We start from the raw sequence: 14,513 nt of genomic DNA, 5'->3' as shown, positions 1-14,513 counted from the left end.
GGAAAATTCGGGTTAGGGTCGCCTATCCTAACCTCGTGCATCGGCCTCTGCTCTCGTTCGCGAGCGTCTCCGTGCGGCACGAGTTGCCCCAGCACGGCGACTTGCCCCAGCACGGCGACGAGAACGTGGTCCACTACGGACGCCCCAGCCCGGACGAGGTCTCGTTCGAGGTCCGGCGGGGTGAGGCGGTGCTGCTGCTCGGGCCCTCGGGTTGTGGCAAGTCGACCCTGACCCTGACCAGCAACGGGCTGATTCCGAACGTGGTGACCGCCCAGGTGGCGGGCACCGTGGAGGTCTCCGGTCGGTCGGTCGCCGACCATCCGGTGCCGACCTTCGCCGGGGACGTCGCGATGGTCTTCCAGGATCCCGACGCGCAGGTGGTGATGGCCACGGTGCTCGACGAGGTCTGCTTCGGCCCGGAGAACCTGCGGCTGCCCGCCAGCGAGGTGCTCGTACGGGCCGAGGAGGCGTTACGGACGGTCGGCCTGTGGGAGCGGCGCCACGACGATCCGAGTCACCTGTCCGGCGGCGGTCGGCAACGGCTGGCCATCGCCTGCGCGCTCGCGCTGCGGGCACCGCTGCTGGTCCTGGACGAGCCCACCGCCAATCTCGACCCGGTAGGTGTCGAGGAGGTGCACGCCCTGCTGCGGCGGATCGTCGCGACCGGCGAACGCGGCGTCCTGCTCGTCGAGCACAACCTGGACACCGCCGTCGAACTGGTCGACCGGGTGGTCGTACTGGACCACAACGGTCGGCTGATCCTGGACGGACCGGTTCGGCAGGTGCTCACCGAGCACGCCGACCGCCTGCTGCGGCTCGGCGTCTGGTTGCCGCAGGCGATCCTGGCGGCGCTCCGGCTGCGCCAGGCCGGCATCGACCTGACGCCGCTGCCGCTGACGCCGACCGAGTTGGGCGCCGCACTCGATGCCTGCCCGGTCCTGCCGGCACCGGCGGATGCGGCCGACCCCGTCGCGCCGGCCGGCGAGGCTGGTGTCGCGGTCGAGGTGTCCGGTCTCACGGTCAGGCGGGGGCGGGTGCCCGTGCTGCACGAGATCGACCTGGTCATACCGGCGGGCGAACTGGTCGCCGTGGTGGGTCCGAACGGCGCCGGCAAGACCACCCTGGCGCAGGCCATCGCGGGCGTGACCCGGCCACCACGCGGCACGGTACGGGCGGCCGGTGTCGATCCGGCCCGGGTCGACGGCCGCACCCTGTCCGGGCTTGTCGGATTCGTCTTCCAGAATCCCGAGCATCAGTTCGTCGCCACTCGGGTCGACGACGAACTTGCCCACGGGCTGCGGATCCGCGGGGTGGCCGAGGACGAGCTGGCGCGCCGGGTCGACGACGTACTGAGCCGGTTCGGTCTGCTGGAACTGCGAGACCGGCACCCGTTCCTGCTCTCCGGCGGCCAGAAGCGACGCCTCTCGGTCGCGACCGCGATCATCTGCCGACCGCAGGTGCTGGTGCTCGACGAACCCACCTTCGGTCAGGACCGGCAGCGGGCCGCGGAACTGCTCACCCTTCTCCGCGACCTGCACCGGACCGGCACCACCGTCGTCGTGGTGACCCACGACATGCACCTGGTCGCCGAGCACGCGAGCCGCGTCGTGGCGCTCGCCCACGGGCGGGTGATCGCCGATGCGCCGCCGGCAGACCTGTTCGCCGATGCCGGGCTGCTGGCCCGGGCAGGTCTTCGCCCGCCTCCGGTGGCCCGCGCCACCGGCACGCTGGTCCGCCATGAGTCGTGGCGCGCGGTCACCCGACTGGCCGACCTGCCGACTGGTACGGCGGTGCCGGCATGATGGCCCGCGCACCACGCAATCCCGTCGGTCTGGGGGCCGAGCCGGACCTGAACGGCTCGGTGCTGGACCTGCGGACCTACAACCCGCTGGTGAAGGTGTTGGGGCCGATCGCGGCCATGGTGGTGGCGATCGGCTCGCGGGACCTGCTCACGCCGGCATTGTTCGCGGCCCTCGCATTGGCCCTGCTGCTGGTCGGGGGCCGGCTCGCCGTACGGACGCTGGGTGGCCTGCTGCTCGGTGTCACCACCCTGGTGGCGGTGATGACCGTGTCGTTCGGGATCTGGACGGACCCGGCACAGGTCGACCACACCCACGCCCTGCTCCGGCTCGGCCCGTTGACCCTCTGGTCGGGCGCGTTGGAGACCGGTCTCGCCACCGGCCTACGGGTCGCCGCGGTGGTGCTGCTGGCCCTGCTGTCGGGGCTGACCACGCACGGAGCCGACCTGGTCCGGTCCATGATCGCGCAACTGCGGGTGCCCTACCGGATCGGCTACGCCGGACTGGCGGCGCTGCGCTTCGTGCCGCGCTTCGCGCAGGAACTCGACACGATCCGCAGCGCCCACCGGGTACGCGGGCTGTCCGGCGGCCGAGGGCCGGTCGCGGGAGTCCGGCGCTACGCCGGGTACGCCATCCCGCTCCTGGCGGGCGGAATCCGGCACGCCGACCGCGTGTCGCTGTCGATGGAGTCGCGCGGCTTCGGTGCCTATCCGAGCCGGACCGAGCGTCGGCACATCCCGTTCCGGCTGCGCGACGGGGTGCTTGTCGTGCTGCTGCTGGCTGCTGCTCCGCTGGTCCCGCTGCTCGTCCACCACCTGACCGGAGGTACCCCTTGACGTTCACCACCCGCTTTCTGATGGCGTGCGCCGCGATCGGTGCGGCCACCGGCGTGCTGCTCATCCCGGCCAACTTCGCGGCCTTCAGCGTCTCCGCGACCGTGCCGTTGGCGTACGCCCCGATGCTCGGCCTGTGGCTCATCGGACCCGTGGTCGCGCTGGCGGTGCTGCGGCGGCCCGGCTCGGCCGTGCTGACGATGTTCGTCGCGGGTGTCATCAGCACGCCCACCCCGGCCGGCCCCAGCGCGATCGTCACCTGCCTGATGGTCGGCGTCGCTCTGGAACTGGGGTTCCTGGTGACCCGGTACCGGATCTGGCGGCCGTGGCTGTTCCAGCTCACCGCGCTCGTGTTCACCGCGCTGTACGCCCTGTCCGCGTACGCGGCGTTCAACATCGCCACGATGTCGGTGCCCGTCCAGGTGATCTTCTTCGCGCTCATGTTCGCCAGTCAGGTGGCATTCACCGCGCTTGGCCTCGTCGTCGCGCGTCGGTTGATCGCGACCGGGGTGGCCCGGGGCATCGCGCCGGCCCGCCGGGTCGTGGCGACGGAGGGCTGAACCCCTATTGCCACTCGTGTGCAGATGCCACTAATTTGCATTGGTAGCTGATCTGCGACGAGGTGACCGCCATGCTTCCTCCGCCGGCACGGTCCCCAAGCGAGGGTGGGGCGGGGCCGACCTCCCGATGACGATGACAGGCCGCCCGATGGTGCTGGCCCGGCTACTGATCGCCGGGGCCGGGATCATGAGTCTGGCGAACTCGGTGACGATCCCCTTCCTCGCGATCTTCCTTCATCGGGAACTGGGGCTCGCCCCGACCACGATCGGGTTCATCATCGGGTCGTCGGTCTTCTTCTCCATTTTCGCCGGGTTCGTCGGCGGCTCCCTGTCCGACGCCCTCGGCCGCACCGGGCTGCTGTTGCTCGCGTTGTCGGGGGTCATCGCCTCCTTCGTCGCCTTCTACTTCAGCAGTACCGTGGTGGCGGTTTTCCTGATAAACGCCGCTCTGGCCCTCAGCAGCAGCACGTTCAGCCCGGTGGCCAAGGCGCTGCTGAGCGACCTGTTGCCGGCGGAGGACCGCCTCAGATGGTTCTCCTACCAGTACATGGCGGTGAACGTCGGCTTCGCCGTTGGTCCCTTGCTGGGCGCGTATGTGGGTCTGTCCGGCGGTCGCGTGGCTTTTCTCGTCGGTGCTGCGGTCTACGCCGGCTACCTCTGCCTGTTCGGGTTGACGCTGCTGTTCCTGGCACCCGGGTCGCCGACGGCGGTGGACCAGGCGCCCGGCAACGGTGTCCGGGGCCACCTCAACGGCCTGCGTGACAGCCTTCGGGTGGCCGTCGGAGACGCCCGGCTGCTCTGCCTCATCGTTGCCGGCCTGCTGCTGGAGGCCGTACACGGCAAGATATCCGCACTGTTGGCACAGCATCTCTCCGCCGGATTCGCCGACGGGACGACGATTCTCGGTTACGTGCTGACCACGAACGCCGTCACCGTGGTCGTCGTCCAACTCTTCGTCTCGCGGTACGCGCGCAACCGCGATCCGGTGCGGTCGATCGTCGTCGGCGGGGTGCTCCTCGTCGCGGGCATGGTGGGCTTCGCCCTGTCCGGTCCGAGCTGGCAGTTCGTCGTCGCGATGGTGGTCTTCACGATCGGGGAGACCTTCATCGTCCCGGCGGAGTTCGCCGTCATCGACCGGATCGCTCCGCCGGACCGGCGGGGCAGCTACTTCGGGGCACAGACCTTCGCGCAGCTCGGTGGCTTCGTCGGCCCGTTCACCGGCGGACTGATTCTCGCCCACTACGGCGGGACCGCGATGTTCCTGGGCGTCGGTGTCTTCGCGGTGATCAGTGTCCTGATCTTCGTCCTGGTGGGGCGCCACCTTCCCGGTCTGCAACTGCGCGCCGAGGCTGGGCCGGCCCGAGCTACCGCTGGCCGGCCGTAGCTCGGGCCGGGTGCGGCGCGGAACCGGCAGGCGCGCGACCGGGTGGCGGTGTGGGCGTGACCGCGACCGGAGCGACCACGCCCGCACCGGCCGGGCTCAGGCCGCGGTGGGTTGCCGCAGCGCCTGCCAGGCGCCGTAGCCGCCGAGCAGGTCGGCGACGTCGGTACGGCCGGCCGCCCGCAACAGGCTGGCCGCGACCGAGGAGCGGTAGCCACCGGCGCAGTGCACGACGACGGGCCGGTCGTCGGGCACCTCGTCGAGCCGCCGGGGCAGTTCGGCCAGCGGGATGTGCAGCGACCCGTCGATGGCGCCCTGCTCGCGCTCCCCGGCGTTGCGCACGTCGAGTACGCACGGCGGCTCCGCCCGGTCCAGGGCGTCGCCCAACTCCGCGGCGGTGACCCGGCTGGCCGGGGTCAGCTCGGCGAGCATCTCGCGGAACGCGTGCTCGGGATCACGCAGGTAACCGGCGACGTGGTCGAAGCCGATCCGGGCGAGGCGGGTCACGATCTCCTCCTCGCGGTCCTGGTGGGCGACGACGAGGATGCGGCGATCCGGGGTGACGACGCTACCGGCGGTCTCGGCGAAGCGGCCGTCGGCGGGGATGTTGATCGCGCCACGGAGGTGCCCGGCCGCGTACTCGTGCGGGTCGCGGGTGTCGACGACGATGGCGCCGTCGGCCCGGGCGGCGAGGAACTCGGCGGGGGTGAGCGGCCGGGCGGCGCGGGCGTGGTCGAACAGCTCGCGGGCCTTGCGGTTGAGTACCGCGTCGAACGCGAAGTATCCCGGTGCTGCCGGCTGGCCGCCGGTGACCAGCGCGACGAACTGGTCCTCGCTCATCGGTGCGCAGGCGTAGTTGGTGCGGCGCTGCTCGCCGATGGTGGACTGCCGTTCGGTCGACAGGTACTTGCCGCAGGCCGAGCCCGCGCCGTGGGCCGGGAAGACCCGCACCGCATCGGGCAGGTTCATCAGCCTGTGGTGCACGCTGTGGTAGAGCATGCTGCCCAGCTCGTCGGCGGTGACGCCGAGCGAGGCGAGCAGGTCGGGTCGGCCCACGTCGCCGATGAACAGCGCGTCGCCGGTCAGCACTCCGTACGGCACAATGTCCTCGGCGTGCTCGTACACCAGCACGCTCACCGACTCCGGGGTGTGGCCGGGCGTCTCCATGATCTGCAGGGTCACCTCGCCGAGGCTGATCCGGTCGCCGTCGGCCAGCTTGCGGATCGGGTACTCGGTCTCGGCGCGTCGGCCGTACCCGATCCAGGCACCGGTCGCCGCCGCCACCTCCAGATGCCCGGCGAGGAAGTCGGCGTGGAAGTGGGTGTTGATGACGCCCTCGATGCGCAGCCCGCGGGCCTGGGCGTCGGCGAGGTACTCCTCGATGTCGCGGCGCGGGTCGACCAGGATCGCCCGGCCGGTGGTGTCGTCGGCGATCAGGTACGACGCCTGGGACAGGCAGTCCAGGTAGTACTGGGTGAACAGCATGGTCAGCTCCTCAGGTGGGTTCGGTTCGCTTATACCCCGTGGGGTATGCATCGGGCAGAGTTTCACGGTCCGGTGGTGGACGGGGTCACCTCCGCGACGAGTTCGGGTGCCCAGCACCGGTGGCCGCAGCGGCCGGCGTGTACGGCGAGGATGCGGGTGCCCGGCAGCCGGGCGGCCAACCGGGACAGGCCGGTACGCAGGTGGCGGTGATGCTCGGCCACGCTCACCGGGTTCCCGGCGCAGTCGGAGTGCGCGGCGACGACGAGTGTCGCGCTGCCGTGGGCGCGCTGGGAGATCCGCACCTTCTCCAGCAGGGCGTCCAGCCCGGCCTCGCCGGTGGTGGCCAGCACCGCCTCCGGCCCGGGCTCGGTGATGGTGTCGAGGTAGTCGACGTCGAGATGCCGTCGCACCCACTCGTCGAGGGGACGCTGGACGCGGCCGTCGATGCAGCTCAGCAAGGTGGCGAACCGGTCGGACACGGCTACAACACCTCCTGTGGTGACGGTGGCCGCGCGGGCGCGTCGGCCACCTGCTGCGCCACCCCGCCGCCGATGGCCGCCAGCGCGGTGGTGAGGTCGGCGTGCACCTGGCCGTCCCCGTGCAGCGTCTGCCACACGCCAGCCCGGCCGAGCAGGTCGCGCACCGGCCCACGGACCGTCGCCAGGTGCAGCGCCACGCCGTGGGCGGCGAGACGCTGGCGCAACTCGGCGACGGCATGGGCGCCGTCGGCGTCGGTGTCGCTTATCGCGCTCGCGTCGAGCACGAGTGCCGTCAGGTCCGGGCGCTGCTCGGACAGGTTGAGCAGCCGATCCTCCAGGAACTGGGCGTTGGCGAAGTACAGCGGCCCGTCCACCCGGACGATCGCGACCCGGGGATCGGTGACCAGGCCGGTGTAGCGCGCCACGTTCCGGTACGTCTGCGTGCCCGGCACCCGGCCGAGTTCGGCCAGGTGCGGCCGGGCGGAGCGCCACAGGAACATCGCCAGGCTGAAGGCCACGCCGGCGGCGAGACCGGGCTCGACCCCGAACAGCAGGGTGACCACGAAGGTGAGGGCGAGGGTCAGGCCGTCCGAGCGGCGGGTCCGCCACGCGGTCACCGCCGACCGGCGGTCGACGAGTCCGAGCACCGCGACCACCACGATGGCGGCGAGCACCGCCTTGGGCAGATGGTGGAAGGCAGGTGTCAGGAACACCGCGGTCAGCGCCACCACGAGGGCGGTGACCACGCTGGCCACGGGCGTACGTGCCCCGGCGGAGAAGTTCACCGCGCTGCGGGAGAAGCCGCCGGCCACGGGGAACGCCTGGAACAGACCGGCCGCCACGTTCGCCGAACCGACAGCCGCGAGTTCCTGGCTGGGGCTGAGCTGCTGGCGGCTGCGCGCCGCGAGGGACTTGGCCACGGCGATGCCCTCCAGGTAGGCGACGAGGGCGATCGCCACGGCCGCCGGCAGCAACGCCGCCACGTCCGAGCCGCCGAGCGTGGGGATGGCCGGGGCGGGCAGCCCGCCGGGGACCTCGGTGAGGATCCGTACGCCGTGCGTGCCGAGGGAGAACCCGGCGCTGACCGCCGTGATGCCCGCCACCACCAGCAGGGCACCGGGCAGTTTCGGCAGGTAGCGGCGCAGCAGCAGCAGACCGGCGACGCTCGTCAGGGAGACCAGGACCGTCAGCGGGTGGACGGTGGTGACCGACCGCCAGAGCGACGCGGCGATCTCCGGAAAGGTCTCCGCCCGCCCGGCGTCGAGTCCGAGCAGGTCCTTCACCTGGCTGGCGGCGATCACGATCGCGGCGGCGGAGGTGAAACCGGACAGCACCGAGTGGGACATGACGTTGACAAGCGCGCCGAGCCGGAGAACCCCCATCAGCACCTGGATCGCGCCGACCAGCAGCGCGAGCAGGCCGGCGAGGGCCGCGTAGCGCGCGGGGTCACCGTGGGCCAGGGGCGCCAGCGCGGTTCCGGTCATCAACGCGGTGATCGCCACCGGCCCGACGGCGAGCGATCCGGAACTGCCAAGCAGTGCGTAGACAAGCAGCGGCACCACCGAGGCGTAGAGCCCGGTGACCGGGGGCATGCCGGCCAGCGCGGCATAGGCCATGCTCTGCGGGACAAGCATGACCGCCACGGTCACCCCGGCGATCAGGTCGTGGCGCAGGGTGCGGCGGTCGTAGTGGCGCAACCACCCGAGCAGGGGCACCACCCGGGCCAGGCCGGAGCGGTCCTGCCGGACGTACTCCGTAGCGTTCATGCCTGCTGCCGCTCGTTGCGCAGCCGGGCGAGGGACTGGTCCACGTCACAACCGGCGCCGCGGTTGTACGGCAGCCGGGACAGCATCGCGCCCATCGCGCAGGTGTCGGTCAGGGCGGCGAAGGTGAGCCCGGCGCCGATGAAACCGGCCACGAACCGGGCGGCGGGCACCCAGACGCTTGCCACGACGGCGAGCAGGACGAGACCGCCGGCGACGAGCCGGACCTGGCGTTCCAGGCTCCACCGCTGCCGGCCGCGCTCGACAGGTCCGCCCGCGGCGACCCAGGCGTTCATGCCACCGGTGATGACTGTGGCGTCGGTCAGTCCGGCGTTCGCCAGCCGGGCGCAGGCCGTCGTGGCCCGGTTGCCGGACTGGCACATCAGCAGGATCCGACCGCCCGCGTCGTTGACGATCCGACCGAGGTGCGCGTCGACCTGGTCGAGCGGCAGGTTGATCGAGGCGGGGACGTGCGCGGTCTCGAACTCGCCCGGGGTGCGTACGTCGACGATCAGCACGTCGGGGTTGTCGGCGATCAGGGCTTGCGCGGCGGGCACGTCGATGGTCGGGGAACTGCTTCTGGCGGTCACGGGACACTCCATCCTCAGGTTCGGCTGCATACCCCCGGGGGTATCTGGATCCGAGTATTGACCAAGAATCGGGGAACCGCAAACGGCTCGCGGTCAGCCGCCGCGAAATACCCCCCGGTGTACTGTTGTTCGACGAGGGAAGGGGTGGGGAATGCAGGTCGACGAGGATGCGGTCGGTGACGTGGTCAAGCGACTTCGCCGTGCCGAGGGCCAGATTCGCGGCGTCATCGGCATGCTCGAAGACGGCCGGGACTGTGCCGAGGTGGTGACCCAACTCGCGGCGGTCTCGCGCGCGCTGGACCGCGCCGGGTTCAAGATCATCGCTAGCGGTCTGGAGCAGTGCGTCAGCGGCTCCGCCGGGGAGGACCGCAAGGCCAACCTCGAACAGATGGAGAAGCTCTTCCTGTCGCTGGCCTGAGGCCCGCAGTCGGGTGGGTCAGCGGAAGCCGGCCAGGAGAAAAGCCGCCAGACCCGCCAGCGCCAGCGGCAACGCCGCGGCGAGGGTCAGCACCCGCTGCCGGTTCGTACGCGCGGCGAGGACGGGGACCAGCAGGCCGAGCGTGACCCTGATCAGGGCGTCCCAGATCGGGTCGTTGCCGTAGCTGGGGTCGCCGATCCGACGGATCTCCAGCCCTGCCTCGGCGAACAGCACCGCGGCCGGCAGTGCCGGCCCGACCACCTGTCGCCAACCTGCCTCGTGTGTCCATATCCCGGGGATGCCGAAGATCACTCCGGCGAGGACGCCGAAGCACATCCAGAGCAGGGACGTCGGTGTCCACAGCACCGCCCAGTCGTCGCCCTGCACCAGCGCCGCCGTGACGTAGTAGCCGGGCACCGCGATCACGAGCCCGGCGGCGGCACCGATCGCCGCGCGTAGCCGACCCGACCGGACCCAGTAGCCGAAGCAGAAGGCGGCGACCGCCCACACCGCACTGGAGTTGCCCAGGTTGCCGACGGGATACGGCAGGTATTTGATCCAGATGAAGTCGACAGCGCCGAGCAGCACGCCACCCAGCACCGCCGCGAGCGCCACGTGTCGGTCGTCGGGTCCGGTCCGCATGGCTGGGGAGAATAGCGGGTATGCACAGATCTCGCGCGTTGAGGTCAGCGCGGTGCGACGCCGTTGCGGTAGGCCCAGACGACCGTCTGGAGCCGGTCCCGTGCACCGATCTTGGCCATGGCGCGGCCGAGATGCGACTTGACCGTGCTGGTCTCGATGAACAGCTCGTCGGCGATCTCGACGTTCGACAGCCCTCGGGCGAGCAGACCGATGATCTCGACCTCCCGCGCGGTGAGCTGATGCGCGGCGGCGGCATCGGTCGCCGGTGCGGGTGTGCGGCGGGCGAACTCGGCGATCACCCGTCGGGTGACCGCCTGGTCGACAAGCCCCTGACCGGCGGCGAGGCGCCGGACCGCCTCGATCAGTTCCTCCGGCTCGCAGTCCTTGAGGATGAAACCGCTGGCGCCGGACTCCAACGCGCCGAAGACGTACTCGTCGAGGTCGAAGGTGGTTACCACAAGCACGGCCGGCGGCGACCCGACCGCCTCGGTGACGATCCGGCGGGTCGCGGTGAGCCCGTCGCCGCCGGGCATGCGTACGTCCATGCAGATGACCTCGGGTCGGAGCCGGCGGGCCAGGTCGACGGCCGTGGACCCGCTCGACGCCTCACCCACCACCTCGATGTCGCCGGCCTGTTCGAGGATGACCCGGAAGCCGGCCCGGACGACGGACTGGTCGTCGACGAGCAGCACAGTGATCATCTCTGCTGGTCTCCGTTCCCGGTCGCCGTCGCCGCGGTGGCGCGGGCATCGTCTCCGGTCGTCGGCACCGTCACGGTGACCGACCAGCCGCCGGTCGTCGTCGGGCCGGCGGCGAACCGCGCGCCGATCAGCTGTGCCCGCTCGCGCATGCCCACCAGCCCGACCCCACCGGTGACCGAGGATCTCGGCTCGGGCCGTCGAGCCGGCCGGTCGTTGCTCACCTCGAGCGAGACCTGCCGAGGGAGGAAGCGTAACTGCACGCGTACCGGCGCGCCGGGGGCGTGCTGGCGGGCGTTGGAGAGGGACTCCTGCACGATCCGGTACAGCGCGACGTCGGCGATCGGCGGCACGTCGCGGTGCTGCCCGTGCCGGACGAACTCCACCGGGCTGCCGAGCTTTCGGGCGCCGCCAACGAGATCGTCGAGCATGGCCAGGCCGGGCACCGGACAGGTGCCGTCGCTGTCTCCCGGGCGACCGCGCAGCACGCCCACGACGAGCCGGAGATTGTCGAGGGTCTCCTTGCCCTGGGACCGGATCCACGCCACCGCGGTCTTCGCCGCCGACGGATCCGGGTCGATCAGTCGCTCGGCCGCCGCCGCCTGCACCACCATGCCGGACAGGTGGTGGGCGGCGACGTCGTGCAACTCACGCGCCATCCGGGCGCGTTCCGCGCCGATGGCGGCGCGGACCGTGGCCTGCTGTGCCCGCACCGCCTCGTCCGCTCGGACCCGCACCAGTTGCAGGTAGCGCCGGTAGGTGCCCACGTAGCTGCCGACGAAGACGAGACCGGCGTAGAGCAGGGCGCTGGTGGCAAGATGTCCGACGGTCGTGGCGAGCGGTCCGGGACCCGGGCCGCCGATGGCGAAGTCCGCCGCGTCGGCAGCTCGCACCGCCACGGCCACGCCGGACGTCTCCACCGCCACCGCCGCGCCGGCAGCCAGCAGCGCCGAGCGGAGCGGGAGCAGCGCGCCGACGGTGTACGCCGCGACGAACGGTGCGACACCGCGGATCGTCGCCTCGGGTACCGACAGGACGATGACCGGCACCTGGACGCCGACGACGAGCGCGAGGCAGAGCCGTGGCCGGACCCGACGCAGGCACAGCAGCATCGCCTGTCCGCTGCACAGGGCGATGACCAGCCAGACCCGCGCCGGGCCGAAGGTGAGCCCCTGCGCCGGTGCCACGAACCGGAACAACAGCGTCAGGATCAGGAACGTCAGCACGGTGAGCAGTGCCGCGAGCAGGCAGTCCCGCGCGAACCGACCGGTCACGCCGACCCGGGTCAGCCGTTCGTCGAACCAGCGGGTAAGCCGGGGAGGGCCCGGGACGTCGACGGCGTCGGTGCCACTGTGGTCGGACATGCGATGGCCACCCTCGCTCCGGTTCGTTCCGGTTCGTTTCGGTCAGTAGGAGATGCTAGGGGCCAGCAGCATGAACTCGACGGCGAACCAACCCGTGCCGGCCAGCGCGAGCAGCACCGCTACGCTGCCGGTGATCCGGTGCCAGCCGGTCCGGCGTCGGATGTCGTCGACCAGCCGGACGGCGGCCGGCAGCACCCCGAGCAGGCCGATCAGCTGCATCAGCTGCACCACCCGCAGGCTGGTCGCGGAGACGTCCTGCAGGCCCATGATGCTGACCAGGCTCACCGCCCAGCCGGCGAGGGCGAGCAGCGTGCCGGCGACGGCGACCCGGGTGAGGATCCGCGCGGTCCGGCCGGCCCGGTCCCGGGGCGCGCGGCCGAGGCGGCGGCGGACGACGGCGCGTACCGGCCACGAGAGGGCCACGAGCAGCAGGACCGCGGTGGATGCGGCGAGCACCGTCAGCACCAGTGCCGAGTCGCGTTCGGCCGGCACCGGGAGCAGCGCGAACGCGGAGTCGAAGCTGATCGCCTCCACCCGACCGTCGGCCACCCGCATGGCCACGGTGCGCTGCCCGCCGACCTCGCGCCACACCCACGGCGAGACCTCCTCGTACACCGCGGGGGAGTCGGACAGCGGCGCCGGCTCGAACAGCAGCCGGTCGCCGTCGGTGACGCTGACCGTGGTACGCCCGACCAGACCGATCATGGTCAGGAAGTTGCTCCGCACCGCCCGCGAACTCTCGTACGTCCCGGCGGCCAGCGCGGCGTGCTCGGCGGCGGTGGCCGCGTCGACGCCCACGGCCGGCCGCGTGGTCCCGGCCGATTCCGTGCCCTCGGCCGATTCCGTGCCCTCGGCCGATTCCGTGCCCTCGGCCGGTTGCGTGCCCTCGGCCGGTTGCGTGCTCCCGATCGGGAAGTAGCGGTCGGCGAAGCCGTTCAGCACGGCCTGCCGGAGTTCGTGACTGTCCAGCGCGCTGTCGCCGGTGCTGTTCAGCGAGAGATAGATGCCGGTTCGGTCGTCGGGGTAGATCTGCAGGTGGGAGTGGAAGTACCGGGTGTCGCCGCCGTGGCCGAGGATGCGGTGCCCATTGCGGCTCTCGTCGAAGTAGCCGAGGGTCATCCGGGGACCGTCGGCAAGGGTGCCGAGCGACGCCGCGTCGAGGGCCGGGTGCTGCATGAGTTCCCGTGTCGCCGCGTCGAGCAGCGGTGCCTCGCCCACCCGCTCACCCAGTTGGGCGAGCATGAACCGGGCCATGTCCGTCGCCGGGGCACTCATTGCGCCGGCCGGGGGAGTGCCCACGATCTCGAACGGCGCGGCGGGCGCACCGGCGCGTTCGTACCCGTTCGACATCCGGTCGTTCAGCTCGGCGGGCAGCGGCTGCTCGAAGGTGGACGACGTCATGCCGGCACGGGCCAGGACGTTGCTGGCGACGTACTCCTCGAAGCGGACGCCACCGGCCCGCTCGACGATGTAGCCGGCCAGCGCGTTTCCGTAGTTGGAGTAGGCCGGCACCGTGCCCGGCTGGTAGATCTGCTCCGGCGGGTCGGTGGTCAGGGCGGCCCGCAGGTCGACGTCGGTGCCGGGGGTGCCGATGAGGCCGGCGATCCGCTCCTCGAACCCGGCGGTGTGGGTGAGCAGGTGCCGCAGCGTGACGGCCTGCGGATAGCGGCGGGGCACGGTGAAGTCGAGGTACTCGGCGACGTCGGTGTCCAGGTCGAGCTTGCCGCTCTGCACCAGTTGCAGCACCGCGGTGGCGGTGACCAGCTTGGACACCGATCCGATCCGGAACAGGTGCCGGTCGGGGTCGACAGGTACCGCGTCCGTACCGCCGTCGCCGGTGTCGGCGTGGCCGTATCCCCGGGCGGTGAGGATCTCGCCGTCCCGGACCACGGCGACGCTCGCTCCCGCGACGCCGGTGCGGGCCAGCGCGGCCGGCAGCAGCCCGTCGAGCCAGGCGTCGACGTTCGCGCCGGTCAACGCGGCGGGATCGGCCGACGCGGGAGCGGGCGGTACCGGGGCGGCCGGTGACGTGCCGCAGCCCACCACCGTCGCGGCGACGGCGACCGCCGTGGCCAGGGCAGCGCCGATTCGTACGCGGTGCGACAGGGATCGGATCGCGGTCTTGTGGATCATGATTGGTTGTCACCTTCCGGGCCGTACGGGTGTCCGGAGAGCTTCCGTACGGCGTCACCCGGGGCCTGGTGCCAGCCTCCGCGAGTGCCGTCGGCGCGACATCTGGCGCAGGACGGCATTCGACTTACGACCTGAGTCGTAACCGGGGCGTCGTCGCATACCTGTGCCGCCTCCCGGGTACGTCGATCAGCGGCCGGCCGCTGCTGGTGGAGGGCGACGCGGACGAGGGGTTCCTGATCAGCAACAACTCGGCGGATCCACGGACGTCACGGGACTCCGGGCTGATCCTGGAGGAGTTGGGCGACGGGCCGCCGACGAGCAGCTTCCGGCTCAACGACAACGGGCCGGCACCCGACCGGGAGTGATCA

14 protein-coding genes are annotated in these 14,513 nt (G+C 71.6%); 6 read left to right on the top strand and 8 right to left on the bottom strand.

Annotated elements, in window-relative coordinates; all coding sequences use genetic code 11:
* Positions 1 to 35: 35 nt before the first annotated feature.
* The 4 genes from KBX00_RS10125 (at position 36) to KBX00_RS10110 (ending at position 4,576) form a co-directional block, all read left to right on the top strand.
* Positions 36 to 1,802, top strand: coding sequence for an energy-coupling factor transporter ATPase (locus tag KBX00_RS10125; RefSeq protein ID WP_307868380.1), 1,767 nt, complete (start codon positions 36 to 38; stop codon positions 1,800 to 1,802).
* A complete protein-coding gene (locus tag KBX00_RS10120) occupies positions 1,799 to 2,635 on the top strand; it encodes an energy-coupling factor transporter transmembrane protein EcfT (protein WP_210825566.1) in 837 nt (278 codons plus the stop codon). The genes KBX00_RS10125 and KBX00_RS10120 overlap by 4 nt, the downstream gene beginning before the upstream one ends.
* The gene (locus KBX00_RS10115) at positions 2,632 to 3,192 is read left to right on the top strand and encodes an ECF transporter S component (protein WP_210825564.1); all 561 of its coding nucleotides are present in this window, start codon (positions 2,632 to 2,634) and stop codon (positions 3,190 to 3,192) included. The genes KBX00_RS10120 and KBX00_RS10115 overlap by 4 nt, the downstream gene beginning before the upstream one ends.
* 127 nt (positions 3,193 to 3,319) lie before the next feature.
* The gene (locus KBX00_RS10110; RefSeq protein ID WP_210825562.1) at positions 3,320 to 4,576 is read left to right on the top strand and encodes an MFS transporter; all 1,257 of its coding nucleotides are present in this window, start codon (positions 3,320 to 3,322) and stop codon (positions 4,574 to 4,576) included.
* 96 nt (positions 4,577 to 4,672) lie between these two features.
* Here KBX00_RS10110 and KBX00_RS10105 read toward each other — a convergent pair whose 3' ends face one another.
* The 4 genes from KBX00_RS10105 to KBX00_RS10090 form a co-directional block, all read right to left on the bottom strand.
* Positions 4,673 to 6,058 carry an MBL fold metallo-hydrolase gene (locus tag KBX00_RS10105; protein WP_210825560.1) on the bottom strand — a complete coding sequence of 462 codons (1,386 nt, stop codon included), beginning with the start codon at positions 6,056 to 6,058 and terminating at the stop codon, positions 4,673 to 4,675.
* Between the two features lie 62 nt (positions 6,059 to 6,120).
* Positions 6,121 to 6,537, bottom strand: a complete 417-nt coding sequence (locus KBX00_RS10100) for a carbonic anhydrase (protein ID WP_210825558.1) — start codon at positions 6,535 to 6,537, stop codon at positions 6,121 to 6,123.
* Between the two features lie 2 nt (positions 6,538 to 6,539).
* Positions 6,540 to 8,303, bottom strand: coding sequence for a SulP family inorganic anion transporter (locus KBX00_RS10095; protein ID WP_210825556.1), 1,764 nt, complete (start codon positions 8,301 to 8,303; stop codon positions 6,540 to 6,542).
* Positions 8,300 to 8,902: a rhodanese-like domain-containing protein gene (locus KBX00_RS10090; protein ID WP_301547657.1), complete on the bottom strand. Its 603-nt coding sequence runs from the start codon at positions 8,900 to 8,902 to the stop codon at positions 8,300 to 8,302. The genes KBX00_RS10095 and KBX00_RS10090 overlap by 4 nt, the downstream gene beginning before the upstream one ends.
* Before the next feature lie 139 nt (positions 8,903 to 9,041).
* Between KBX00_RS10090 and KBX00_RS10085 the strand changes: the two genes are divergently transcribed.
* On the top strand, positions 9,042 to 9,308 hold the full coding sequence (locus KBX00_RS10085; protein WP_099846331.1) for a metal-sensitive transcriptional regulator: 267 nt from the start codon (positions 9,042 to 9,044) through the stop codon (positions 9,306 to 9,308).
* 18 nt (positions 9,309 to 9,326) lie between these two features.
* On the opposite strand, the gene KBX00_RS10080 is transcribed toward KBX00_RS10085, so the two are convergent.
* The 4 genes from KBX00_RS10080 to KBX00_RS10065 are packed head-to-tail and all read right to left on the bottom strand — an operon-like array spanning position 9,327 to position 14,145.
* Complete coding sequence (locus KBX00_RS10080; protein WP_210825553.1) at positions 9,327 to 9,950, bottom strand: DUF6518 family protein; 624 nt, start codon at positions 9,948 to 9,950, stop codon at positions 9,327 to 9,329.
* Between the two features lie 44 nt (positions 9,951 to 9,994).
* Entirely contained in the window at positions 9,995 to 10,651 is a 657-nt protein-coding gene (locus KBX00_RS10075) for a response regulator transcription factor (RefSeq protein WP_210825552.1), read from the bottom strand.
* Entirely contained in the window at positions 10,648 to 12,012 is a 1,365-nt protein-coding gene (locus KBX00_RS10070; RefSeq protein ID WP_210825551.1) for a sensor histidine kinase, read from the bottom strand. The genes KBX00_RS10075 and KBX00_RS10070 overlap by 4 nt, the downstream gene beginning before the upstream one ends.
* 42 nt (positions 12,013 to 12,054) lie before the next feature.
* Positions 12,055 to 14,145, bottom strand: a complete 2,091-nt coding sequence (locus tag KBX00_RS10065) for a serine hydrolase (RefSeq protein WP_210825550.1) — start codon at positions 14,143 to 14,145, stop codon at positions 12,055 to 12,057.
* 29 nt (positions 14,146 to 14,174) lie between these two features.
* Between KBX00_RS10065 and KBX00_RS10060 the strand changes: the two genes are divergently transcribed.
* On the top strand, positions 14,175 to 14,510 hold the full coding sequence (locus KBX00_RS10060; protein WP_210825549.1) for a hypothetical protein: 336 nt from the start codon (positions 14,175 to 14,177) through the stop codon (positions 14,508 to 14,510).
* Positions 14,511 to 14,513: the final 3 nt, after the last annotated feature.

The sequence above is a fragment of the Micromonospora sp. C95 genome, assembly GCF_018070465.1.
Classification (GTDB): Bacteria; Actinomycetota; Actinomycetes; order Mycobacteriales; family Micromonosporaceae; genus Micromonospora.
The sequence above is the reverse complement of the archived record's forward strand: the minus strand, read 5'-3'. Positions and strand labels throughout refer to the sequence as shown.

Coding starts and splice junctions, on each gene's coding strand:
- KBX00_RS10120 (WP_210825566.1), top strand. CDS start 1,799: ATGATGGCCCGCGCACCACGCAATCCCGTCGGTCTGGGGGCCGAGCCG.
- KBX00_RS10110 (WP_210825562.1), top strand. CDS start 3,320: ATGACGATGACAGGCCGCCCGATGGTGCTGGCCCGGCTACTGATCGCC.
- KBX00_RS10105 (WP_210825560.1), bottom strand. CDS start 6,058: ATGCTGTTCACCCAGTACTACCTGGACTGCCTGTCCCAGGCGTCGTAC.
- KBX00_RS10095 (WP_210825556.1), bottom strand. CDS start 8,303: ATGAACGCTACGGAGTACGTCCGGCAGGACCGCTCCGGCCTGGCCCGG.
- KBX00_RS10090 (WP_301547657.1), bottom strand. CDS start 8,902: ATGGAGTGTCCCGTGACCGCCAGAAGCAGTTCCCCGACCATCGACGTG.
- KBX00_RS10085 (WP_099846331.1), top strand. CDS start 9,042: ATGCAGGTCGACGAGGATGCGGTCGGTGACGTGGTCAAGCGACTTCGC.
- KBX00_RS10080 (WP_210825553.1), bottom strand. CDS start 9,950: ATGCGGACCGGACCCGACGACCGACACGTGGCGCTCGCGGCGGTGCTG.
- KBX00_RS10075 (WP_210825552.1), bottom strand. CDS start 10,651: ATGATCACTGTGCTGCTCGTCGACGACCAGTCCGTCGTCCGGGCCGGC.
- KBX00_RS10070 (WP_210825551.1), bottom strand. CDS start 12,012: ATGTCCGACCACAGTGGCACCGACGCCGTCGACGTCCCGGGCCCTCCC.
- KBX00_RS10065 (WP_210825550.1), bottom strand. CDS start 14,145: ATGATCCACAAGACCGCGATCCGATCCCTGTCGCACCGCGTACGAATC.